Here is a 23,945-nt window from a genome sequence, read left to right as displayed (position 1 = left end):
AAATTTAACCCGTTTTTTTATTCTTCTTTTGCTTCGTCAAAGGAGGTGTTCGTAACGCTGGTTTAGCCTGATTCCGGACATATTTTAAGAGTACCATTTTTAGGTAGATCAACACCACACCAATGGCGATAGCCAATCCAAGAATCAGCATATTCCCACTTTTATAAGCGGCAACTCCACTCATAATCAGAAAAACAATCCCCAGATTAAGTAATACATTTAATATAATTTGCTTCTTCATTTTTTGGTTCCTTTTTGTTGTATGACTCTTTCTCGAATAAAATAAAAATAGACGATTCCCCCAATGATATTTAAAAAAACAATAAATAGGGTTAACATGATTCGTTCGGAAGGATCGATATACGGAGAAAGCATAATTTCCCGAAGTACCATAAATACCCATATAAGCGAAATTAGTAACGAAACACTAAAAATAAACGGAGCAAAAGATACCTTGAGGGTCAATAATAGAATCCCTATTATATAAAACACCAAACTAAACAAGAATGCTTCTTTAGTTTGGTGAAATAGATTCATGAGTTTCATGCTACAAAGATACAGGAAGTTTTACAGATGCCCCTACAAAACCGATACCGTCTTTTCTAAAATTGTCTAAACGATCGAACGGAAACGATACTCCCTGTAATTTTCAACATTTGTTTACGGGAATATACCCAGTTCTTCGTAAGAAACACCAATTTTATTTATCGCACAAATAAATGCAGCAGTACGCATATCATCCACACCAGGTGTATTGACATAGATTTCTCTTATTTCTTGATAAGACCCCATCATTGTATCTTCAAGCCCCGAGTGAACGAGATCAATTTCGTCCGGGCCTTTGAGGATGATTTTACGCTCTACTTCAGAGACCTTCTTATTCGTCATGCTTTCCACAGAGTTGATAATCTCGGCATATCTGTTTTCACTAAACCGCTTCTCCAAACGTCCATAACGTACATGACTTAGGTTCTTTAACCATTCAAAATAAGAAACAGTTACGCCTCCGGCATTCAGATACATATCCGGAATAACCAATACTCCTTTTCTGAGCAATATTTCATCCGCATCTGGGGTCAAAGGACCGTTTGCGGCTTCACCGATAATTTTAGCTTGAATACGGGAAGCATTGTCTTTATGGATTACCGATTCCAAAGCTGCTGGAATAAGAATATCGCACGCTTGTTCTAGCCCTTCGGAAATATTTTCTATATTTCTAGCATTAGGAAAATTCAACAATGAACCGCTCTTAGCACGATGCGCCTGCGCCATATCGACATCTATTCCGTTCGCATCATAGATCGCTCCATTGTATTCGATCAATCCGACAATAATGGCTCCGGCATTCTGAAAATATTTAGCGGCATGGTAGCCTACATTTCCTAACCCCTGAATGATAACTCTTTTCCCCCTTATCCCAGTCGTCAGACCCAATTTTACCATATCTTCTTCGAAAGCACAAGCCTCTCGAATCCCAAAGAATACGCCTAGACCTGTTGCTTCTACACGACCTCTAACACCACCCTGCGAAATAGGTTTGCCCGTAACACAGGCCATCGCATTAACATCATTGGGATTTAAAGATGAATATGTATCTACTATCCAGCTCATTTCCCGCCCACTTGTACCATAATCGGGCGCGGGAACATCAATCCCAGGTCCAATAAAATTTTTTTTGCACAATTCGGAAGTATAGCGACGGGTGATTTTCTCCAAATCGAATACGCTATATTTCTTAGAATCTATTTTTATACCGCCTTTTCCGCCACCAAAAGGCACATTCACAATAGCACACTTATAAGTCATCAGTGCAGCCAAAGCCATCACCTCATCCTGATTTACTTCCATACTAAAACGAATCCCACCTTTGCAAGGTAACTTGTGGTGAGAATGCTGTACGCGATAGGCTTCTATCACTTCCACACCATCACCGATACGAACGGGAAATTTGACACGCAATATCGAATTACATGCCTTGATCTGCTCCAATATCCCGGCTGAAAATCGTGTAAATTTAGCCGCCTTATCAAAGCTTCGTTCTACCCCTTTGAAAAAACTATAGTCACTTGTAGACATAAAAATGGTTTATTTATTCTGTTTATAATTTTCGATAAAATTACCAAAAATCAGTAGATAAATCTTTAAAAACCAGTGAAAAGTGAATTTTTAACAAGTTTTCAGCGATGACGCCATATTATTATAAAATAATAAACAAAGGTCAAAATTAGTTGGGATCTTGTTAGCATTCTTTCCCTAAATTGACAAAAAAGAAAAAGGGAACAAACTATAATTTATTCCCTTTTTGCACCTATTCATACTGATGCCATTAATACACATCCAATTCAGGATCAATCTCTTCTTTCCAAGCTAAAATACCACCCTTTAGGTTGGAAAGATTCGTGTAGCCTTGTTGTTCCAATAGCATCACTGCCTGAGCACTTCGTTTACCTGAACGGCACTGGATGATAACGGGAATATCTTTAGAAATTTTCTCAGCCTCAATCACAACGCCCGATAGCGGAATATTAAGGCCATTTAAATGAGATACTTCATATTCAAAAGGTTCACGAACGTCGATTAATTGAAACTCTTCGTTTCGATCCATCATTGACTTTAATTCTTGAACAGTAACTTCTTTCATAGTTTTCTATTTTAATCAAACTTAGATAAAATGCTTCGAATTCGCAAACCGCACACAGTGAATTTAAAGTAGAAAAATACGACTTTCTTCCGATACACACCGTTTGTAGTATCATAACATTTCTAAAAATGCTAACTTGCCTAAAACTTTTTATTATATGATAAAATATGCTTTTTTACTCCTTGGTTTTTCCTCATCACTATGTTGCACATTGGCACAACAACCTTCGGTAAAACCTGTTTCAAATAAAGAAGAAATCGCCCGTATCCTGAACACATTAGCTTCGGACGATATGCAGGGCAGACATGCTTTTACTCCAAACATTGCTAAAGCGGCAGATTTTATTGCCGATGAATTTAAGACAATCGGACTAAAACCTTATGCCGAAGATAACTATAGACAGACTTTTTCCGTTCGAAAAATCATACGAAAAAGCCAAAAAATAATGCTTAATAAAAAAATACTTGCTGAAAATGAATATCTTATCCTTGGAAATAATCCCGTTATAAACTGGAAAGAATACAATACCTCGTTAAGAATAGATAAAGGTGAAGATTTCGCCATTAGGTTTAGAGAAATAGCAACTTCTCCTGAAGATGCTATCGTGCTAGTACACCCCTCATTTGCGGAAATGATTTTGCGATTCAATAAAATATATGGCCGGGAAAATGTGCTTTCAAAAACAGAACAACATTCTCCGGCTAAAGTATTTATTGTTACCAATGAGAAAAACCCTTCGATTGATGTTCATGCTGAAAATGAAATTCAAGACTTTCCATTATTTAATGTGGCTGGTATGCTTCCAGGTAAAAGCAAACCAGAGGAGTTTGTCATATTCTCTGCACATTACGACCATATCGGAATAATCCAAGCAGATGGTCAAGATTCTATTGCCAACGGTGCTGATGACGATGCTTCGGGAACTACGGCAATGATTAGCTTAGCCAAATATTATGCAACGCTCAACAATAACGAAAGAACGTTGATTTTTGTCGCATTTACGGCCGAAGAAATCGGAATGTACGGCTCAAAATATTTTTCAAACGAGATAGATCCGGAGAAAGTTGTGGCAATGATTAATATCGAAATGATCGGCAAAGATTCTAAATTTGGCCCCAATACCATGTATATTACGGGATATAACGCCTCTAACTTAGGCCAATTGATGCAATCTAATCTGCAGGGTTCGACCTTTCAATTCCATCCCGACCCCTATCCGCAACAGAATTTATTCTACCGCAGCGATAATGCTGTACTCGCGGCATTGGGTGTGCCTGCGCATACTTTTTCTACTTCTCAAATCGACAAGGACACCTATTATCACACCGTAAAAGATGAAGTGGGCACCCTAGATCTCGACAATATAAAATCGAGCATTGAGGCTATTGCAATAGGAGCAAAGGGTCTAGTGGATGGCACGCAAACGCCATCTCGGGTAGAGAGATTAAAAGATTAGAAGAGACAAGGCTGTGTGGGCGATGTTGTCCTGGACAACATCGCCCACACAGCCTTTTATTTAGATGGCTTACATGACCCGCTTGTGTTCCGTGAATACCTTTGTATCTACTACATTCAACTTGCCTATCTCCGTACCTACATTGATTCTGAAACTACCTTTTTCAGTAACTCTCCTTAGATCGTAATCCACGAACGAAAGATCCTTACCGTTCAATATAAATACGAGATCTTTGGTTTCCCCCGGATTTAATTCGATTTTTTGAAAAGCTCGTAATCGTTTATTGTCGGGTGTAATGGAAGCGTATTCATCTGATGAATACAATTGCACGACTTCTTTTCCTGCACGATTTCCGCTATTCGTCACTTTTACAGTGACCGTGAAATTCTCATCGGCCTTGATGTTAGTTTTGTCGAAGGCGAGACCTGCATATGTAAAAGTGGTATAACTCAATCCATAACCAAATGGGTACTGGAATTCCACCGCATTCTGGTAGTTATAAACACCGTCCATCGATTCCTTTACCTCGGCAGGTTTATAATCGTATGTCAATAGTGCGTTCGGAAACTTTGGATAAGAATATGGCAATTTTCCAGAAGGGTTAATCTCACCAAAAAGAATGGAAGCCAATGCATCTCCACCATAATTCCCAGGTAAATAGGTTTGAATAACCCCTTTCAGTTCCGCTTCAAAACGACTGATTAGTCTCGGGCGGCCTTCATTGAGCACCAATATAACAGGTTTGCCTGTTGCTATTAAAGCTTTGGCCAATTTTTCTTGATTTTCTGAGATATACAAATCATTCATATTGCCAACCGATTCGGTATAGGTATTCTCTCCAAGACATAGGATAATAGATTCTACATGCTGTGCTGCGCGTACTGCTTCATCTATATCGATTTGATACTCTTCATGCCATTCACCATCGTTTTTATAGGATACCCCGGCAACGTAAGTGGTATTTTCCTTTCCATTTTTGTGGGCTATTGCATCATATATCGTGTGGTAACCTTCCGAAAATTCATGTACTTTTTCTCCTTGCCAAGAATAAGACCAACCTCCGTTGAGCGCTCGCATCGAATGTGCATTTGGTCCCGAAACCAATACCTTTGTATTCACCTTGAGTGGCAATACATTGTTGTTCTTCAATAGCGTAATAGATTCAGCTGCCGCATCAAAAGCTAATTTTTTGAACTTTTCTGACGCAAAATCTAGATATTGACCCTCTTTTGGGATTGGATTTTCAAAAAGTCCCAACGCCATCTTAAGTTTTAGTATCTTCGTAACTGCATCGTCAATGCGCGCGATCGGCACCTCTTCGTCTTTCACCAATTCGATCAAGTAGTCACAAAACTTAAAATTATACGGTACCATAGACATATCGATACCGGCATTTATCGCCTTTTTCACCGCCTCCTTATGATTTTCAGCAGCCTTATCACGGTTGTAAATATTCTCAATATCTGCCCAGTCGGTCACAATAACACCTTCGAATCCAAGTTCCTCTTTCAACAATTTGGTTAATAATCCCGGATTGGCATGTACAGGTAGTCCATTAATAATCCCCGAATTGATCATGACGCTGTGTGATCCCGCATCAATGGCTGCTTTATATGAGCCTAGATAATATTCACGTAATTGAATTTCTGGAATCCATGTCGGAGTGCGATCTTTCCCCGAGCGCTCTGCTCCATAGGCAATAAAGTGCTTGATACAGGATGCTACCGAAAACGGACTGGAAAGGTCATCACCTTCGTATCCTTTGATAGCAGCAGCTGCCATTGTAGCGGTCAGATAGGAATCCTCACCATAGGTCTCCCACATCCTCGGCCAGCTCGGAATGCGTCCGAGATCTAGTAAGGGGCTGAAATTCCAAGGGATAGCAGATGCCCGCGTCTCATAAGCCGTTACCTGAGATCCTTTATAGGCAAACTCTGGCTGCCATGTTGCTGCGATACCTATTTGCTGGGGAAAAAACGTTGCTCCTGCGGTGTATGTAGTACCATGGATCGCATCGACACCATAAATTATAGGAATACCGGTTTCTTTAATAGCCTCCTCCTGTAACTTCCCTATCAAGTCATTCCATACCTCCACAGTTCTCGCTCTATTATTGGCTGTATTCAATACTGAGCCGACTTTATATTTTTTAAATGCGGTCTCTAGCTGTATTGGGTCTAACACCAATGGTTCTTTGCTTGAAAATGGATCCGGTCCTATTGTTAACACATCTAAAGTTACCTGTGTCATCTGTCCCACCTTTTCTTCCAAGGTAAGACGTTTTAAAATTGCCTCTACTTTTGATTCGTCTACATTGGTAAACAGTTTTGCTTGTGCATACAGCGATCTTCCGGAGATGATCAAACCAAATGAAAGAGCAAGTACAAGCGTGCCTAGTCTATTGTTCATAATATACGTGTATAGTGCGGTAAGGGATTGTTATTTTTTTCTATTTAGACGGATTTATGAGATCATATACTCTAACATAATCAACTTTCATTTCGGCAGGAAAAGCATGTTCATCCACCCCTTGCTGTCCGCCCCAATCTCCACCTACAGCGATATTGATTAGCCAATGAAATCGTTTATCAAAAGGCCAAGCATTAGATCCTTTCTTTTCATTGGGAAAATTGAATATTTGTTGATCGTCGACGAATCCACGGATATAATCGGGAGTCCAATCTACGCGATATAAATGAAACTCAGTAGAAGGGTTCTGTATCGCTTTCGTAGCTGTTTTCTGTGTTCCGATCGAATGGTGATAATCTTTCGTGTGCGTACTGATATGTACCACACCCAAATCGTATCCGACATGCTCAAGGATATCAATTTCACCAGAGTTTGGCCATCCACCATAAGCCCAATCGGTAGGCAACATCCAAACGGCAGACCATGTCCCCCTTCCGGTAGGCACCTTGGCCTTTACTTCAAACCGACCGTATAAAAAATCTGCCTTGCCTCGGCTCACCAATCTAGCAGATGTATACGCTAATCCCTCAAAATCTTCTTTACGGGCGGTAATAGTCAGTGATCCGTCTTCTACCCGTGCATTTTCCAACCTAGATTCGGTGTAATACTGAAGTTCGTTGTTCCCCCATCCATTATTTTCGGAACCCACATCATATCCCCATTTTTTGGGATCGGGAGCTCCTTCGTAATCAAATTCATCAGACCAAGTTGGTGATGTTGTAAATTGCCAATTGTTATTGATCACAGAGTCTAATGTACCGCCACTTTTTTCTTCACTGACACAGCCAAAAAGAGAAGCAGATAAAAAAACACACAACAAAGTTGCTAAAAGATTGATATGCATATCTAATATTGTTCTACAGAAACCATATAGGTCTCCATTCAAGGTAAAAAATGTATAGGGGCATTAATAATTATTTTGCGTTAATCCGCCAGTTCGCACTTCGTTATCCGGAATAGGCATCAGTTCATGTTTACCCGCAATAAAACCCTGAGCAGCTAATTCTGCTGATGCCCTGCCCCAACGGACAAGATCAGGGAAACGAGCACCTTCATAAGCGAGCTCCAGTTGTCGCTCGCTAACGATAGATTCAAATAAGGCCGTACCTGTGGCAGTAATATCTGGCAAATTAGCACGAAGTCGAACTTTATTTAGTTCGGTCCGCGCCCTATCTTCATCATTGGAACGATAATATGCTTCCGCAGCCATTAACAACACGTCCGAATACCGAATTAAACGCCAATTATTCCCATAGTTCAATTCGGCAACCGGAGCACCAGATTGTGACGCATACGTACCATATTTCCGTTGGAAATAACCTTCAAATTGATAAGCGTTTGTACTTGTCCAGTCTCCTCCGGCAGCCCGCAGCTCGCTTAACGACATCACCGTATTCTTTCTTCTATCGACATCACCGGCAGCGATAAATGCATCCCAAAGTTTTTTCTTTGGTGTTATAAAGCCCCAGCCGCCGACGAGCGAATCGGCAGGTGCCTTAACATAAAAGTCACTGCGAGGTCCCATCAATTGGATATGGATGTTGCTAATCGGACGAGAGTCCCATGGGAAATTACCCCAATCGTAACTCCGGTCGCTGGCATAGCTTACTTCAAAAATAGACTCTTTCCCAAACTCGCCTGTCCGTGAAAATGCATGTCCTATACTTGGTTCCAGACCGTATTGATTTGAAGTGATGACGTTATCAAACTCGGCTGCAGCGGATTGCCATTTTTCTTGATAGAGAAGTACCTTTCCTAAGAGAGCCTGTGCTGTCCCCTTGGTTACCCTAAACCGATCTCCTCCAGCATAACCACTACGAATCGGAAGCACAGCAATGGCGTCGCGACAATCTTGCTCTACTTGAGCATACACATCTGCACGAGGCTGCCGTCCGGTTGAAGTATATTGAGTCGCAGGCACATCGTCTAAAACCAGGGGCACATCACCCCATAACGACGTCAATTCAAAATACTGATACGCCCGAATCACTTTAGCCTCCGCAATGAGACGTTTACGCAAATCGTTATCCGGACTCACCTTATTAATCACCTTATTCGCACGAAAGATCGTGTAGTAACACATCCTCCATACATCACGTATACTTTCATTTGTCGCATCAAAATTATAGGTGTTGATCTGCTGATAACCCGGTTGATCTCCAGGACCACTACCTCCAGCATTCGCCTCATCCGATGGTAGTGTTTTGATAAAGTAAACGCTACCCCAAGTACCATTATAATGTGCCGCCATGAAGTTGTAAATGGCGGTAACTGCTTGTGTTGCATCCACATCCGATTCGTAAAAATCGTCCTCAGAATATTGTCCCGGAACGTCTTGTTCCAGAAATTTCTCACACCCCGCAAACAGGAGTAACATGGCAGTAAGAACTGAAAAACTCTTGATATATCTCTTTTTCATAATATGTATCTATTTAATTATTAGAATGTAAAGGATAAACCCACCATTGCCTTTCTTGGAATAGGGTATCCTCCCCTGTCAATACCTATGCTATTTCCACCGTTACTTCCCCCTTCAGGATCTACACCCGGGTATTTGGTGAACGTGAAAAAGTCGTCAAGCGAAACGTACACTCTTGCATTCTTGAACCTGATAGTGTTTAAAACATTATCGCCTAAGGTATATCCGAATTGCAATTGACGGATTCGGGCAAAAGATCCACTAAATATCATCAAGTCACTATTATAGATGTAATTGTTGGACGTATTAGGGGCAAACCAGGTATTAGTGCTTCCCGGTCCTGTCCATGCATCGGTCGAGAAGAAAGCAGGTTTGTTTGCTGTCGGCCGATCTGTTCGATTAAAGCCCATCATGATGTCATTTCCTGTCTGCCCTTGAAATAGCACAAGAAAGTCAAATCCCTTATACGAGGCGCTCAGCCGGGCCCCATAAACAAAATCTGGATGTGGATTTCCGATCATCGTCATATCCGCATTAGATATTTGTCCGTCACCATTCACATCCACAACTCTTGGATCCCCTGGATTTGGTGCGTATCCCGTTAGGCCGTTGTCCGCAATATATTGTGATATCTCTTCCGGTGTTTGGAAGATTCCGTCTGTTTTGTACCCATTAAAATACCAGATAGGATTGTTTAGTGTCATAGCTGTTGCCGTCCAACCCGTACCAACTCCTGCCCCGCCGATAAAAGGAATATTGGGATCAAGACGCGTTACCTTATTATTCAACGTGGTGAAGTTACCTCCAATTTCAAAATTGAAATCCGAACCAATTTTGTCGCGGTAGTTCATCTCAAATTCGAAACCCTTGTTAACGACTTCTCCGGCATTGACTGTCAATAATGGAGCACCTGCAAAAAAAGGAGCGGAGCCCGTCGTCAACAGATCCATTGTAGACTTTTTATAGTAGTCCATGGTTACTGATAAGCGGTTACTTAGGAATGCTAGATCCAAACCCACATCAAACTGCTGACTTGTCTCCCAGGTAAGGGTAGGGTAAGCAAGGTTATTGGGAGCTGCACCATTCAATAGGTTTCCATCCGCATCGGGATAGAAATGTCCAGAACCCACAGCATTCATCCATTCACCAAGTCCCACTGCCGAAAGGCTACCATTTTGTCCCCAACTGGCGCGAACCTTAGCATAGTTCAAAATACTAGATAATGCCGCTCCATAAAAACTCTCGTTGGAAAGAATCCATCCCGCCGATACAGACGGGAATGTTCCCCATTTATATCCGCTGGAGAACAGGGACGAACCGTCTCTTCTTACCGTAGCGTTCAATAGGTACCTTCCCGCGAAATCATAGGAAATCCGACCAAAAAATGACGCCAGTGTACGCGTATTGGCATTACTACCTATGCGGTCGGTATCATCTGGCACGAAATCGGCATAGGAGAATCTATCTTCTTCTTTAAAAAGTCCTGCATAACTTCCGTTCATCCCATGCCACATAAATTTCATAGCAGATACACCTCCCAATACGGATAAATTATGCTGATTAAATGCGCGTTGATAAGTTGCGAAGTTTTCCCACTGCCAGGACGTCCAGGTGTCACTATTGTCCCATCCCGTTGCTATACTGTTAAGGCTTTCGCTGGAAGACCAAAATGTCGGTGTCCATCCGTGACCTTGTTGTGAAGCGATGTCTACACCAAAACGTGAGGTAAACTTGAAGTTCTCGATCGGTTCCACTTCTGCATATACATTTCCCACTATCTTATTCTGAACAGTTTCCCCCCTTGCCATATCTATGCGTGCCAACGGATTACCATATTCTCCTCTTAACCAATTGGAGATACCATATAAGTTTCCGTTCGGATCTGTCCGCAACAAAGGCCCAATAGGATCCCCATTAGGTGTAGTTCCTCCCATTGCCGCTTGTACATGTGACGGCAAGGTCGAACCATTAGCATACACCACTGGCGTCGTCGGATCCATTACCAAGGCACTAACCAGGATAGAACCAAACTCGTTGTTGTCAGAGATCGCCCTTCGCTTAAACTGCGTAATAGACAACCTATTTCCAACAGTCAGCCAAGATCGTAATTTACTATCTCCGTTAAAACGCACATTGTAACGATCAAACCTCGATTTAGGGCCACCTGCAATACCTTCTTGTGTGAAATAAGTCCCGCTTAATAAATAAGTAGACTTTTCTGAACCTCCGCTAAAGGTCAATGTATGGCGCTGTTGGGGCGCATTATTTATTACTTCCGATAACCAGTTTGTACCCTCTGGATCAGTGACGTCAGAAGCCGAAGGACTCCCTGGTGTATTGGACGCTTGCAAATACTGCTGATACTGATCTGCATTCATCATTGTAATGAAATTATTTTTAACAGATTGCTGTACAAGCTGCGAACTCCAGCTAATGTCTGACGTGTTATGCTTCCCTGTTTTCGTGGTAATAATAATGACACCATTCGCGCCCTCAGCGCCATAAATCGCTGCTGAGGCTGCATCCTTAAGCACTTCTATGGATGCTACTTCTGATGGGTCGAGAGCTTCAATCCCACCGGCGCGTACACCATCAATAACGTAAAGCGGTTGATTAGATCTATTTGACCCCGTGCCACGAATCCGTATATTGATTCCCGCTCCAGGCTGGCCTGAAGTCGGTAGCACGGTGACACCCGCAGTCCTCCCCTGTAATGCCTGATCTATTCGCGCGTTAGACACAGATTTAAGTTCTTCTTCTTTTACGGAAGATATTGCCCCTGTGACCAAACTTTTCTTTTGTGTTCCATACCCAACGACAACAACTTCGTCCAACTCGCTTAGCTCTTCCTCCAATGAAACATTGTACGTTCCGCTAGATGTGACACTGATTTGTTGAGAAACCCTTCCCACCTGACTGAACACCAAAGTAGCACTTGATCCCGAAATTGTAATTGAATATTCGCCTGACACATTCGTACTTGTAGATATACTTTGTCCCAGGATAGCTACTGTAACACCCGGAAGGGGATTACTCCCCACAGTAGATGTTACACGACCTCTTACCTGCAACGATTGTGCAACAAGTTCCATGGTCGAAAAACACATACATAGTAACATGAATGCATGTAAAACTCCATTTCTCATAAGCTGAAATTATTAAACATGGTTTATAAATTATTTGGTTATCCATATAGTCCTCTTTCTGTGTGACAGATTTTAGAAGACTATACATCAAATTTAGGTTACGAATTCTAATTTTTGCTTTTTCAGAGGCCTACAATTAGCCCTACAGAAAATGAGAAACAATAAAAAATATCTAAAAACAGCACTACAAACGCACTACAACAAATATTCAAGTCATTGATTTACAAACGCTTAAAAAGTATCTCGAAAATGTTAGGATTTCATGAAAATAATCGACGGAGGGGAGTTCTATATATCCTTCCGCATGATATAATCATCTAATATATACTTGTAATAAGGTATATCTACTGCTTGAGTAACGACAAAGCCTTGTTTCAGATAGAAATAATAAGCTTTATTTCCTCTATTTACGTTTAATTCAAGAGTGGTTATATTACGTTTTAATGCTTCATTTGCAGCAAAGTTAATCAATAGTGTACCGCATCCTTTACCCTGAGTTTCTGGAAGAAGATACAGTTTTTCGATCCGTAATAGGAGGCTAGTACTTTTCTTTTCCACTAGTGCCATAAAACCCACCGCTACTCGATTTTCATCAAATAGAAGATAAAACTCTTGGCCATCATGTATTGATTTTTTCAGCGCTGAAATACAATATAAATTTTCGAGCATAAAATCTATCTGCTCCTGGTTTAGAACATCAATATAGGTGGGTGGATAAATCTGATGTGCCAATTGATGAATAATTAAAACATCTTCGGCAGCAGCCTTTTGGATAGTAAACATTAGATTTCTTCTCCTATCCACACAAATTCGGGTGTATTAAAGGCTAGATAAATAAATCCATCTTGCTCCGTAATAAATGTATTTATGGATACCTTCTGGATGCCGACCAATGATTTTAACCGGTCTTCCCGCACAAAAATCTTTTCTCCCTTTTGTTTCCACTTTTTGTATTCCCTTTCTACAAAAACATACCTTTTGCCCCCAAAAAATAACACGATGTTTATCTTGTTACAATAAGAAAAAACCGCATCCGGAATTTCATCACAAATAATATTAACGGCTTTATAGTTATTAACAACCAAATACTGCAGCGCATCAGCAATAAATCCACGTTGGAGTGGGATTTTTTTTATCTGTTCCTGTATATATAGATTATTACATTGATTCGTAACAACAACGTCTACCTTGATGTCATCTGCCAGAAAGAAATCTATCGTATAGTCATTGGTAAAAACGGTAGGGCACCATTCCAGCAATTGACCAACATATTCTTTATCTAGATCCGTTACCGATTCCACAACCAATGCCGGTTCTTGATTTTCTCTTACTATATGATGAGAAGACATTTTTTGAAATTAAAAAACCATAATAAGATTTTTTACCGTTGTAACTGCTTGATTGCTATATATGACATAAGCCCTATACTCGTTTCTAATGCGGCTTCATCGATATCGAATGTAGGTGTATGGACAGCAGACGTAATTCCTTTCGCCACATTTCCAGTTCCCAAACGATAGAAACAAGCATTGGTTTCCTGCGAATAATAAGCGAAATCTTCCGCCGCCGGCCATAGGTCCAACTCAATAACATTTTCATTTCCCAGAAACTCTTGGGCAAAGGCCCTGGATTGCGCTGTCAGCTCGGGTTCATTTATCAAAAAGGGATATCCTTTTCGCACTTCTATCGAACAGCTTGCATCCATGCTTTCTGCTATTCCTTCGGCCATCTTTGTAATTTTTTCATGCGCTTCAGCACGCCATTTCTCGTCAAAAGTTCGGAATGTACCCTCCAAATAAACTTCGTCTGGAATAACATTTGTCGCACCGTTACCTACGATCTTACCCCAAGAGAGTACAGTCGGTATACGGGGGTCAGCACTACGGCTAACAACCTGCTGAAGAGCCGTAATAATCTGCGCCGTAATAGCGATGGGATCAATATTTTGATGAGGCTGTGCTCCGTGACCGCCTTTTCCGCGTACTGTCATGAAAAGTTCATCACAGGATGCCATATATTTTCCTGCTCGAAAACCAACCTTCCCCACTTCAATAAATGGCATTACATGTTGACCTATAATCGCCTGTGGCTCAGGATTTTTCAAGACACCTTCTTTGATCATGATAGAAGCTCCTCCAGGAAGACGCTCTTCTCCCGGCTGGAATATAAACTTTATCGTACCGCCAAACATAGATTTAAGACGATATAAAATCTTCGCCGCACCTAATAGTGAAGAAGTGTGCACGTCATGCCCACAGGCATGCATCACACCCTCCTGCTGCGAACCGTATTCTCTTCCTTCTACTTCTGTGATAGGCAACGCGTCCATGTCAGCACGCAACGCAATAACACGATCAGAAGGCAGTTCTCCACTTATAATTCCTACCACGCCCGTATTAGCCATAGACTGATAGGGGATCCCTATTTCATCCAGCCTCGCTTTTACAAAGGCAGCCGTATTAAACTCTTTAAACGAAAGTTCGGGATTTTGGTGGAGATGGCGTCTTGTTGCAACTGTTTCTGCAAACAATTCTCGTGACAAAGATTTAATGGTATCCTTTAAATCGGACATGATATAGATTTTTTATTGCCAAACCCAAATGTCTTCAACAAAAACGAAAACATTGCTATATTGTGAACGTAAAACATTCATAAAGTTATTTGCTTCAGCTCTACTTTTGAAGTCGCCGACTTTAACCCGATAGTTGGGTTCATCGTAATTAATATAGCTATCCACGTCAGCATATTGACTTCTAAAACGACCCTGCACAGCGTAAGCCTCATTTCGGCTTGACCCCGAAAATATCTGTACCCTAAAGCCCTTACGTTTTACGCGGGTTGCTTTTTTTTTGTCTACGGGTTTTGTACCAAGACTAATGGTCCGTGTAGCTGTAGGGTTGATTTCATGCGCTGATCTATATTCTTGTAATAATGTAATCAATGAGTCCTTTGCCACTTCTACAGTACCCTCCTGTGCTTTCGCTACAGTAGATACCACGACAAGTACTACACATGAAATCAAACCTCTTTTCAGCATCACTTTATATTTTTTTAACCGTTTTTTCCGTGACAGTTCTTATACTTAAGACCTGAACCACACGGGCATTCGTCATTACGTCCCACTGTTTGCTCCTTACGGATCGGTTGGGTCACCTGCGGTACGCGTGTATCAATATCCTCATCACTTACACCTGTTGGCGAACTTAACTGCTCTTTAGTAGCTGTAACCTTAGCTTGCTGGACTGGTATAGGACGAGCCTCTTGTATATCCTGCTGTTGCTGACCCGGTATTTCTCCTTTAAACAAGAAACTAACAATATCCTTATTCATGGAAGCAAGCATAGCTTTGAACAAATTGAAAGCCTCCATTTTATAAATGATAATCGGATCCTTCTGTTCATAAACTGCATTTTGTACAGATTGTTTTAAATCGTCCATTTCACGAAGATGCTCTTTCCAGGCTTCATCAATAAGCGCTAATACAATTCCTTTCTCGAACGATTTGAACACCTCTATTCCGTTAGATTCAATCGCTTTCTTCAAATTCGTCGCAACTTGTATGCCACGAATTCCATCTGTAAACGGAACAACCACATTTTCTATCATATCGCCTCGCTCTGCCATTACATTTGTAAGAACAGGTAAGGTCTGCGTAGCAATATTTTTAGCTTTATTTTCGTAATGCGTAATGACCTGTGTAAAAAGTTTATCCGTTAATGTAGGAATATTACTAGAAGTATATTCCTCCACAGAGATAGCCGGATCAATGGCAAACAAGCGAATGACTTCTATTTGGAACTCTTCATAAGAACCGCCTTCTTTCGATTCCGTAACAATATCCTCCGTAACATCGTAAATTGTATTGTTCAAGTCAACATCAAGACGCTCTCCAAACAAAGCGTTTTTACGCTTTGTATAAATCACAGTACGCTGTGAGTTCATGACATCATCGTACTCCAATAAACGTTTACGAATGCCGAAGTTATTTTCCTCTACTTTACGTTGTGCTCTTTCGATAGATTTCGTCAACATACTGTGCTGCATCACTTCCCCTTCTTCGACTCCCATTTTCACCATGATGTTGGATATTCGCTCAGAAGCAAATAGACGCATCAACGGATCTTCCAATGAAACGAAGAATTGAGAAGATCCTGGGTCTCCTTGACGACCAGCACGGCCGCGTAACTGACGGTCAACACGACGAGATTCGTGACGTTCTGTACCAATGATGGCTAATCCTCCAGCATTAATTACTTCCTCTGCCAATTTAATGTCCGTACCACGTCCGGCCATGTTCGTAGCAATAGTTACTTGCCCTGGACGACCTGCTTCAGCTACAATATCCGCCTCCTTTTGGTGAAGTTTCGCGTTCAATACATTATGTTTGATTCCCCTCAACTTCAACATCCGACTTAACAATTCGGAGATCTCTACCGAAGTAGTACCGACTAATACCGGTCTCCCTTGCTCCGTAAGGAGTTGTATTTCTTGTGCGACGGCATTATATTTCTCACGTGCTGTACGATAAATAAAATCCTGTCTATCATCACGTTGTGTAGGTCTATTTGTCGGTATTTCTACAACATCCAATTTATAGATTTCCCAAAGCTCTCCGGCCTCTGTAGAAGCCGTACCCGTCATACCCGCAAGCTTGTGGTACATACGGAAGTAATTCTGCAAGGTAATTGTAGCATATGTTTGAGTAGCATCTTCTACCTTTACATTCTCTTTTGCTTCAATGGCTTGGTGCAATCCATCCGAGTAACGACGACCATCCATGATACGTCCCGTTTGTTCGTCTACAATTTTTACTTTCCCCTCGTCTACAATATACTGATCATCAATTTCGAAAAGCGTATAAGCCTTCAACAATTGATTAATGGAATGAATACGCTCTGCCTTTACCGAATAATCCCTCAATAATTCTTCCTTACGGGAAGCCTTCTCTTCTAATGGAATATCCGCTTTCTCAATATCGGCGATTTCTGTACCTACATCGGGAAGGATGAAGAAACTAGTATCCTCTCCTGAAGCTGTAATTAATTCAATCCCTTTTTCAGTAAGTTCTACTTGATTATTTTTTTCATCGATAACGAAAAATAATTCTTTATCCGCCTTTGGCATATGACGGTTTTGTTCTTGCATGTAGTAGTTTTCTACCTTTTGAAGAACTTGACGGTTAGAACCTTCACTTAAGAATTTGATTAAAGCTTTATTTTTAGGAAGACCACGATATGCACGGAATAACGCTAAACCACCTTTTTCAACATCGGTATCGCCAGATGCTATCGCTTTCTTAGCCTCATTCAATACCGTATTGATATACGCTTTTTGCGCGTTCACTAACTTTTCGATACGCGGTTTTAGTTGATGAAACTCATGTTGGTCGCCCATTGGGATAGGGCCGGAGATAATCAATGGGGTACGTGCATCATCAATCAATACAGAGTCAACCTCATCAATCATTGCAAAATGCAACTTACGCTGTACCATTGCCTCAGGCGTCTGCGTCATATTGTCACGCAAATAGTCAAAACCAAACTCGTTATTGGTACCGTAGACAATATCACATTTGTACGCATTACGGCGCTGTGGCGAATTTGGTTGGTGTTTGTCAATACAATCTACGCTTAACCCGTGAAATTCAAACAAAGGACCATTCCACTCGGAGTCACGCTTTGCCAAGTAATCATTGACGGTTACAATATGTACGCTTTGTCCGGACAACGCATTCAGATAGGTAGGCAAGGTACCTACTAACGTCTTACCTTCACCAGTAGACATCTCCGCAATCTTTCCTTGATGTAATACAATACCGCCTATAAGTTGTACATCATAATGCACCATGTTCCACGTGACTTCTGTTCCTGCAGCATTCCATGTATTGCTCCAGAGTGCCTTATCCCCTTGAATAGTGACATTTGGTTTACGGGCAGCCAAGTCTCGGTCAAAATCACTAGCTGTAACCTCAATAACAGTGTTTTCAGTCAACCGACGTGCCGTATCTTTCACAACAGCAAAAGCTTCAGGAAGAATTTCTAACAATATCTCTTCTAACTTTTTATCTCTATCTTTAGTCAGCTTATCGACTTTTTCATAGATTTCTGTTTTTCCAGAGATATCAGATGTGCTTTCATCCGCACTTGCTTTCAATGCTGCAATTTCAGTATCTATGTCTTTTAAATATTCTTGGATTCGGTTTTTAAATTCGGTAGTCTTTTCGCGCAGTTCATCATGCGTAAGGTCGGTCAATTTACTGTATTCTTCTTTGATCTTGGTAACTAACGGTTGGATAACCTTAATATCCCGTTCAGACTTACTACCAAAAAGTTTACTTAGAAATTTTAACATAATATTTTTTTTTCTCAGTTCTAGCACTCAAAATTAAATCCAAAGTTTTTTTTAAGACAATTTGGCACTAATCGGGCAAATTTACTTATTAAGGATGATAACTTAGACTATGATATCTATTTTTTTGTCTTTTATTTTTTTGACAGTGTTTGCCTCCAATATTCATCAAGAAACCTTCGTGACATTTGCGATAGTTGTTCATGTTACTACAGATCATAAAGGCTTTTTATGTCAGAAAAATATTCTTCTCGATTTGCGGTATAAGACCCACAGAATGGGCTTTTTCGAATAATGTTGTCACAGCAGATCGACCTTCCGTTCCTAAATGTATAGAATATTTATTGACGTACAATTCAATATGTTTGTACATTACTGTTTCTTCCATTTCCTGTGCATACGAACGAATGTATTCCAATCCGGATTTCGGATTGGCAAAAGCGTACTCCACACTTTCCTTAATAAGCTGATTGACCAACAATTTAACATCAACAGGAAGCTCACGTTTTATGACAATACCACCTAAGGGAATGGGATTACTCGTCGTTCTCTCCCAGAAATCCCCCAAGTCCATGACTTTAAAAAGCCCTTTATCTTGATACGTAAATCTGTTTTCGTGAATAATCAGTCCTAAGTCGATGGTATTATCCAATAACGCCTGTTCGATATCCGAAAACACGAGCTCTTGTTTATTCTGGAGGGCTGGAAAAGCTAATCCCAATAAAAAATTAGCCGTAGTATACTTGCCCGGAATGCCAACCCGCAAATCCTCCAATGCCGCCGGTAAATCATTTCCTGCATATGCCTTCAATTTAGTCGTTAAATCCGCACTTTTCGTAATCAATAACGGGCCGACACCAAAACCTAAAGCACTTCCCGCATCCAGCAACTCGTATTGCTGAACCGCGTATGCAAATGCATGATAACTGAGTTTCGTAATATCCAGCTCATTATTAAACGCTTTATCATTTAGGGTCTCGACATCATGGTACTCTACCCGAAAAGTTAACCCTTTAGTATCTATTTTATGATGTATCAGTGCATCGAAAATAAACGTGTCGTTCGGACAGGGCGAAAAGCCTAACGTTAGTTCCATGTTCTTAAATTTTCAATTTCGTTGCGAAGATAAGCAATAACGCCCCGATAAAAGTGACCAAGACAACACCCCGTCCGGTGGCATCATATCCTTTTTTAAACAAAATACGCATTGCTATTAAATTAACACCCGCTGCTATGACGTATAAAAAAATAGGTTTATCCGGAGATAACATAGTCTCAAAGTCAGTATAAACAGTCAGCAAAAAAGCAATCAGCGGGGCAATCAGGCCAATTAGTACACCTTGGATTAACGAATTCTTCATTTTTTAATTAACATCAAAATTCCAGGAATTTAATTCGGTAATGGTATGATGGGCGGTCATGTCAAATTGGGTAGGCACCACGGAAACATAACCATTGCTCAGCGCGTGTACATCGGTATCCTCTCCCTTATCTAACAGTTGAAATTTACCGGTCATCCAAAAATATTCTCTATTGTACGGATCCAGGCGTTCATCAAACTCCTCAAACCACTTGGCGGTCGCCTGCCGGCAGATTTTTATCCCTTTTAGCTCTTTGCCGACATGGGGGAAATTGACATTCAACAACGTTGCTTTTTGTAAACCATTATCCAACACCTGCTGGGCAATAGCCCGTACATACGGTCGGCAATGCGAAAAATCGGCATGATGCGAAAAATCATCTAACGAAAATCCTATCGACGGAATATCCTCTATGGCGCCCTCTACCGCAGCTGACATCGTCCCCGAATATAGCACGTTAATGGAATAATTCAACCCATGGTTGATTCCTGATACACATAAATCAGGTTTTTTACCCTTAAAAATCTTGTTTACCGCTAACTTGACACAGTCTACCGGTGTACCGGAGCATTTATACATCTCCACGCCTTCATACAGGTCAATTTTGTCCAAACGGAGCGGTTTTCCGATCGTTATGGCATGTCCCATTCCCGATTGCGGACTGTCCGGAGCTACCACTACGATATCGCCTATTTTTTGCATCTCTTCAAGCAGCACTTTAATACCCGGTGCTGTAATGCCGTCATCATTGACGACCAAAATCATCGGTTTCTTTTTTGCCATACTGCGAAGTTAGAAAGAAATAAATTAAGAGATTGTAAAATCTCCATATGGTTTGTACGTATAAAAAAAGAAAAGGTTGATTTCCAAACAGAAACCAACCTTTAAATTATCCAATCGTTAATTTTAACCTAAACCTTTAAGCCAATCAATGACTTCTTCTCTGGCTTTACCCAGTCTTTGTTGAAGCCGTCCCAGTAATTCATCATCTTTTCCTTCTTCATATTTTAAATCGTCATCCGTCAACTCTGCGTATTCTTGCTTTGCTTTCCCTTTCCATTCGTTCCACTTTCCTTTTAAATCTAATTTATCCATTATATATTACTCCGTTATATGTGATATAAATTCAACAATCCGGCTGAGCAAATGTTTTAAAAAAATATATTTCATCCTATAAAAATTCCAAAGGGAAGCGGCTAACGCAACCCCGGTAAAACGATAATCGAAGTTGGTATACAATCCAATTATATTGCATATCAACGTAATTTTAGTTAAGTTTAGAATTTATTTCAAAATTTCAGCTAAACTATGAGTAACATTACCTTTGAGAGCCGGTATGCTATTGGGCCTAACGAAGCGAAATCCTTAGACACGAAAGGTCTTCGTGAAAATTTTTTAATCGATAAACTTTTCTTCGAAGATAAAGTACACTTTGTATATACGCATTATGATCGCTATATGGCTGGAGGAGCACTTCCCGTCAATGGAAAACTAAAACTCGAAACGATTGAACCATTGTTAAAAGAACCTTACTTTTTAGCGCGCCGTGAATTGGGCATTATCAATGTTGGGGGAGATGGAAAAGTAGAAGTCGATGGCGAAACTTTTGAGGTGAACTACAAAGAAGCGTTATATATTGGAAAAGGAGCCAAAGAAATTTATTTTATCAGTAACGACTCGAGCAAACCTGCAAAGTTCTATTTAAACTCTACTCCGGCTCATCATAGTTACCCAACAAAACGTGTAACCAAGGCCGAAGCGAATAAAATCGAATTAGGTGCGTTAGAAACAGCCAATCACCGTACAATTAATCAGATGTTATTGCATACTGTCATCCAGACGTGCCAATTGCAGATGGGAATGACCGAATTAAAACCGGGTTCTGTTTGGAACACCATGCCGGCCCATACACACGACCGCCGTATGGAAGTATATTTCTATTTCGACGTACCGGAAGGACAATCTGTTTCCCATTTTATGGGGCCGGTCGATGAGACCCGCCATATCTGGATGCAAAATGAACAGGCTGTAATTTCTCCACCGTGGTCTATACATTCCGGCGCCGGAACAAGCAATTACACCTTTATTTGGGGTATGGCTGGCGAAAACATGGACTATGATGATATGGATAAAAGTGCTATAACTGATCTAAAATAATAATAAACTAATATTAATGTCTATATTAAATTCTTTTGATTTAACAGGAAAAGTTGCACTCGTATCGGGGTGTAAACGAGGTATCGGTAAAGCATTAGCCGAAGCTCTTGCAGAGGCCGGAGCGGATATTATCGGCGTGTCAGCAACCCTAGAGTTGGAGAACTCCAAGGTCGAACAATCTATTAAAGCAATCGGTCGAAACTTCTACGCCTACCAATGTGATTTTTCAAAACGTGAAGAGCTTTATACATTTATTGAAAAAGTAAAAACAGAACATCCGCAAATTGATATTCTATTCAATAATGCGGGAAATATCTTACGCAAACCTATAGCGGAACATCCAGATGAATATTGGGATGAAATTATAGAAATCAATCAAAACGCCCAATTTATCTTAACTCGCGAAATAGGTAAAGATATGATAGCGCGCGGTTCGGGTAAAATTGTATTTACCGCCTCGCTATTGACTTTTCAGGGCGGAATTAATGTACCAGGATACGCCGCCTCTAAGGGTGCTGTCGGTTCCTTAGTAAAAGCATTTGCTAATGAATGGGCTTCCAAAGGGGTTAATGTAAACGCAATCGCTCCAGGTTATATCGCTACCGATAATACAGAAGCTCTTCGGGAAGATCCTGAACGTTCGGCATCAATCTTGGGTCGTATTCCTGCAGCACGTTGGGGAGAGCCGGAAGATTTTAAAGGCCCGGCAGTATTCTTAGCTTCAAAAGCTTCAGATTATGTACACGGCACGATTCTTACAGTAGACGGAGGTTGGATGGGCAGATAAAAGAAAGGGCTATGAATATAGCCCTTTCTTCTCTATAAAATCAATGACCTTATCCGGTGTATAAAATTTAATGTTTTTTGCGTCTTTTATCGATCTGCGCAGAAAAGTAGAGGATAATTCCATCATGGGAGTTTCCGTCATGATAACGGAAGGGTGATTTTTTAACTCGCTTTCCTTATATCCCGGTCGAGGATAAACTAATATTTTATAATCTCGCAGAATAATATCGGCATTTTTCCATTTCGGAAGACCGATTAAATTGTCTTCTCCCATAATCAGAAAGAAATCTTTGACTGGATATTTCTCCGCTAAATACATTAGGGTATCGATAGTATAAGAAGGTTGTGGTAATTTAAATTCGATATCCGAGGCTTTCAGGTTTACCGTATCGGCAATGGCTAAGTTTACCATTTCCAATCGGTCGTACATATTTCCCAAACTTTTTTTTTCCTTGAACGGATTTTGGGGCGACACAACAAACCATACTTCATCCAGTTCGGTATGATTTGCCATATAATTTGCAATAATCAAATGACCTATATGAATGGGATTGAAGGAGCCAAAAAATAGACCAATTTTTTTATTTACCATTATACTCTAAAAAATCCAACACCAGTTTTTCAGCATCTTTACATGCTGTATCCAGGTCAAAGTTATTCAATATCACGTCAAATTTATCGGCGTAAGATAATTCCAATTCTGCTTTCGCAAAACGTTCCTTCAGTTTCTCTTCCGAATCCGTACCTCGACCCGAAAGGCGTTCTTTCAAAACAGCCAAAGAGGGGGGATTGACAAAAATAGCTAACGCATCTTCCGGATATTTTGATTTGAGACGTAATCCACCTATCACATCAATATCAAATATCACATGCTTGCCCAAAGCCCATATGCGCTCCAGCTCCGAGCGCAATGTACCATAAAAAGTACCCGCATAAACTTCCTCAAATTCAATAAATTCGTGTTTTGCAACTTTATGCAAGAAATCGTCCTTCGATATAAAATAGTAATCCTTTCCATTCTCTTCTGTTCCCCGTGGAGCACGTGTACTAGCAGAAATCGAAAACTCAAACTTATCGCTATATTGCCCTAATATATGTCTTACTATAGTTGTTTTTCCAGCTCCTGATGGTGCAGAAAAAATTATTAATTTACCATTCATTA

21 protein-coding genes are annotated in these 23,945 nt (G+C 40.6%); 3 read left to right on the top strand and 18 right to left on the bottom strand.

The window, feature by feature from the left end:
- Positions 1-4: 4 nt before the first annotated feature.
- The 3 genes from FAZ15_RS07180 to FAZ15_RS07165 form a co-directional block, all read right to left on the bottom strand.
- On the bottom strand, positions 5-241 hold the full coding sequence (locus FAZ15_RS07180) for a DUF6358 family protein (protein ID WP_136900617.1): 237 nt from the start codon (positions 239-241) through the stop codon (positions 5-7).
- A 419-nt stretch (positions 242-660) separates the two neighbouring features.
- Entirely contained in the window at positions 661-2,076 is a 1,416-nt protein-coding gene (locus tag FAZ15_RS07170; protein ID WP_136900615.1) for a Glu/Leu/Phe/Val family dehydrogenase, read from the bottom strand.
- Between the two features lie 250 nt (positions 2,077-2,326).
- Positions 2,327-2,641 carry a rhodanese-like domain-containing protein gene (locus FAZ15_RS07165; RefSeq protein ID WP_136900614.1) on the bottom strand — a complete coding sequence of 105 codons (315 nt, stop codon included), beginning with the start codon at positions 2,639-2,641 and terminating at the stop codon, positions 2,327-2,329.
- 157 nt (positions 2,642-2,798) lie between these two features.
- Between FAZ15_RS07165 and FAZ15_RS07160 the strand changes: the two genes are divergently transcribed.
- On the top strand, positions 2,799-4,097 hold the full coding sequence (locus tag FAZ15_RS07160; protein ID WP_136900613.1) for a M20/M25/M40 family metallo-hydrolase: 1,299 nt from the start codon (positions 2,799-2,801) through the stop codon (positions 4,095-4,097).
- Between the two features lie 69 nt (positions 4,098-4,166).
- On the opposite strand, the gene FAZ15_RS07155 is transcribed toward FAZ15_RS07160, so the two are convergent.
- The 13 genes from FAZ15_RS07155 to FAZ15_RS07095 all read right to left on the bottom strand — a co-directional run bounded on the left by FAZ15_RS07155 (position 4,167) and on the right by FAZ15_RS07095 (position 20,935).
- The gene (locus FAZ15_RS07155) at positions 4,167-6,506 is read right to left on the bottom strand and encodes a glycoside hydrolase family 3 N-terminal domain-containing protein (protein ID WP_136900612.1); all 2,340 of its coding nucleotides are present in this window, start codon (positions 6,504-6,506) and stop codon (positions 4,167-4,169) included.
- A 40-nt stretch (positions 6,507-6,546) separates the two neighbouring features.
- Positions 6,547-7,410: a glycoside hydrolase family 16 protein gene (locus FAZ15_RS07150; RefSeq protein ID WP_136900611.1), complete on the bottom strand. Its 864-nt coding sequence runs from the start codon at positions 7,408-7,410 to the stop codon at positions 6,547-6,549.
- A 63-nt stretch (positions 7,411-7,473) separates the two neighbouring features.
- On the bottom strand, positions 7,474-8,985 hold the full coding sequence (locus FAZ15_RS07145) for a RagB/SusD family nutrient uptake outer membrane protein (RefSeq protein ID WP_136900610.1): 1,512 nt from the start codon (positions 8,983-8,985) through the stop codon (positions 7,474-7,476).
- Between the two features lie 20 nt (positions 8,986-9,005).
- The gene (locus tag FAZ15_RS07140; RefSeq protein ID WP_136900609.1) at positions 9,006-12,131 is read right to left on the bottom strand and encodes a SusC/RagA family TonB-linked outer membrane protein; all 3,126 of its coding nucleotides are present in this window, start codon (positions 12,129-12,131) and stop codon (positions 9,006-9,008) included.
- Positions 12,132-12,419: 288 nt separating this feature from the next.
- On the bottom strand, positions 12,420-12,935 hold the full coding sequence (locus FAZ15_RS07135) for a GNAT family N-acetyltransferase (protein ID WP_238387181.1): 516 nt from the start codon (positions 12,933-12,935) through the stop codon (positions 12,420-12,422).
- The gene (locus FAZ15_RS07130) at positions 12,914-13,480 is read right to left on the bottom strand and encodes a hypothetical protein (RefSeq protein ID WP_136900607.1); all 567 of its coding nucleotides are present in this window, start codon (positions 13,478-13,480) and stop codon (positions 12,914-12,916) included. Before FAZ15_RS07130 ends, FAZ15_RS07135 begins: the two co-directional genes overlap by 22 nt.
- A gap of 32 nt (positions 13,481-13,512) precedes the next feature.
- Positions 13,513-14,703 (bottom strand): M20 metallopeptidase family protein, encoded by a 1,191-nt coding sequence (locus FAZ15_RS07125; protein WP_136900606.1) that lies wholly within the window; start codon positions 14,701-14,703, stop codon positions 13,513-13,515.
- A 12-nt stretch (positions 14,704-14,715) separates the two neighbouring features.
- Positions 14,716-15,168 carry an SPOR domain-containing protein gene (locus tag FAZ15_RS07120; protein ID WP_136900605.1) on the bottom strand — a complete coding sequence of 151 codons (453 nt, stop codon included), beginning with the start codon at positions 15,166-15,168 and terminating at the stop codon, positions 14,716-14,718.
- Between the two features lie 14 nt (positions 15,169-15,182).
- The gene (gene secA, locus FAZ15_RS07115) at positions 15,183-18,482 is read right to left on the bottom strand and encodes a preprotein translocase subunit SecA (protein WP_136900604.1); all 3,300 of its coding nucleotides are present in this window, start codon (positions 18,480-18,482) and stop codon (positions 15,183-15,185) included.
- Between the two features lie 226 nt (positions 18,483-18,708).
- Positions 18,709-19,575 carry a 1,4-dihydroxy-6-naphthoate synthase gene (locus tag FAZ15_RS07110; protein ID WP_136900603.1) on the bottom strand — a complete coding sequence of 289 codons (867 nt, stop codon included), beginning with the start codon at positions 19,573-19,575 and terminating at the stop codon, positions 18,709-18,711.
- A 4-nt stretch (positions 19,576-19,579) separates the two neighbouring features.
- Complete coding sequence (locus FAZ15_RS07105) at positions 19,580-19,840, bottom strand: hypothetical protein (protein ID WP_136900602.1); 261 nt, start codon at positions 19,838-19,840, stop codon at positions 19,580-19,582.
- Between the two features lie 3 nt (positions 19,841-19,843).
- Positions 19,844-20,623 carry a 5'/3'-nucleotidase SurE gene (surE, locus tag FAZ15_RS07100; protein ID WP_136900601.1) on the bottom strand — a complete coding sequence of 260 codons (780 nt, stop codon included), beginning with the start codon at positions 20,621-20,623 and terminating at the stop codon, positions 19,844-19,846.
- A 123-nt stretch (positions 20,624-20,746) separates the two neighbouring features.
- A complete protein-coding gene (locus tag FAZ15_RS07095) occupies positions 20,747-20,935 on the bottom strand; it encodes a CsbD family protein (protein WP_136900600.1) in 189 nt (62 codons plus the stop codon).
- 213 nt (positions 20,936-21,148) lie between these two features.
- On the opposite strand from FAZ15_RS07095, the gene kduI reads away from it, so the two are divergent.
- Positions 21,149-21,997 carry a 5-dehydro-4-deoxy-D-glucuronate isomerase gene (gene kduI, locus FAZ15_RS07090; RefSeq protein WP_136900599.1) on the top strand — a complete coding sequence of 283 codons (849 nt, stop codon included), beginning with the start codon at positions 21,149-21,151 and terminating at the stop codon, positions 21,995-21,997.
- A gap of 22 nt (positions 21,998-22,019) precedes the next feature.
- Positions 22,020-22,784, top strand: a complete 765-nt coding sequence (locus FAZ15_RS07085; protein ID WP_202912344.1) for an SDR family oxidoreductase — start codon at positions 22,020-22,022, stop codon at positions 22,782-22,784.
- Between the two features lie 9 nt (positions 22,785-22,793).
- Here the strand turns inward: FAZ15_RS07085 and nadD are convergent, their stop codons facing one another.
- Both nadD and gmk read right to left on the bottom strand, forming a co-directional pair.
- Positions 22,794-23,375 carry a nicotinate (nicotinamide) nucleotide adenylyltransferase gene (gene nadD, locus FAZ15_RS07080; RefSeq protein ID WP_136900597.1) on the bottom strand — a complete coding sequence of 194 codons (582 nt, stop codon included), beginning with the start codon at positions 23,373-23,375 and terminating at the stop codon, positions 22,794-22,796.
- Entirely contained in the window at positions 23,365-23,943 is a 579-nt protein-coding gene (gene gmk / locus FAZ15_RS07075; protein WP_136900596.1) for a guanylate kinase, read from the bottom strand. The genes nadD and gmk overlap by 11 nt, the downstream gene beginning before the upstream one ends.
- Between the last annotated feature and the right edge of the window lie 2 nt (positions 23,944-23,945).

The organism is Sphingobacterium olei, assembly GCF_005048855.1.
Taxonomy (GTDB): domain Bacteria; phylum Bacteroidota; class Bacteroidia; order Sphingobacteriales; family Sphingobacteriaceae; genus Sphingobacterium; species Sphingobacterium olei.
Note: the sequence above shows the minus strand (reverse complement) of the source record. Positions and strands in the feature narration are given on the sequence as shown.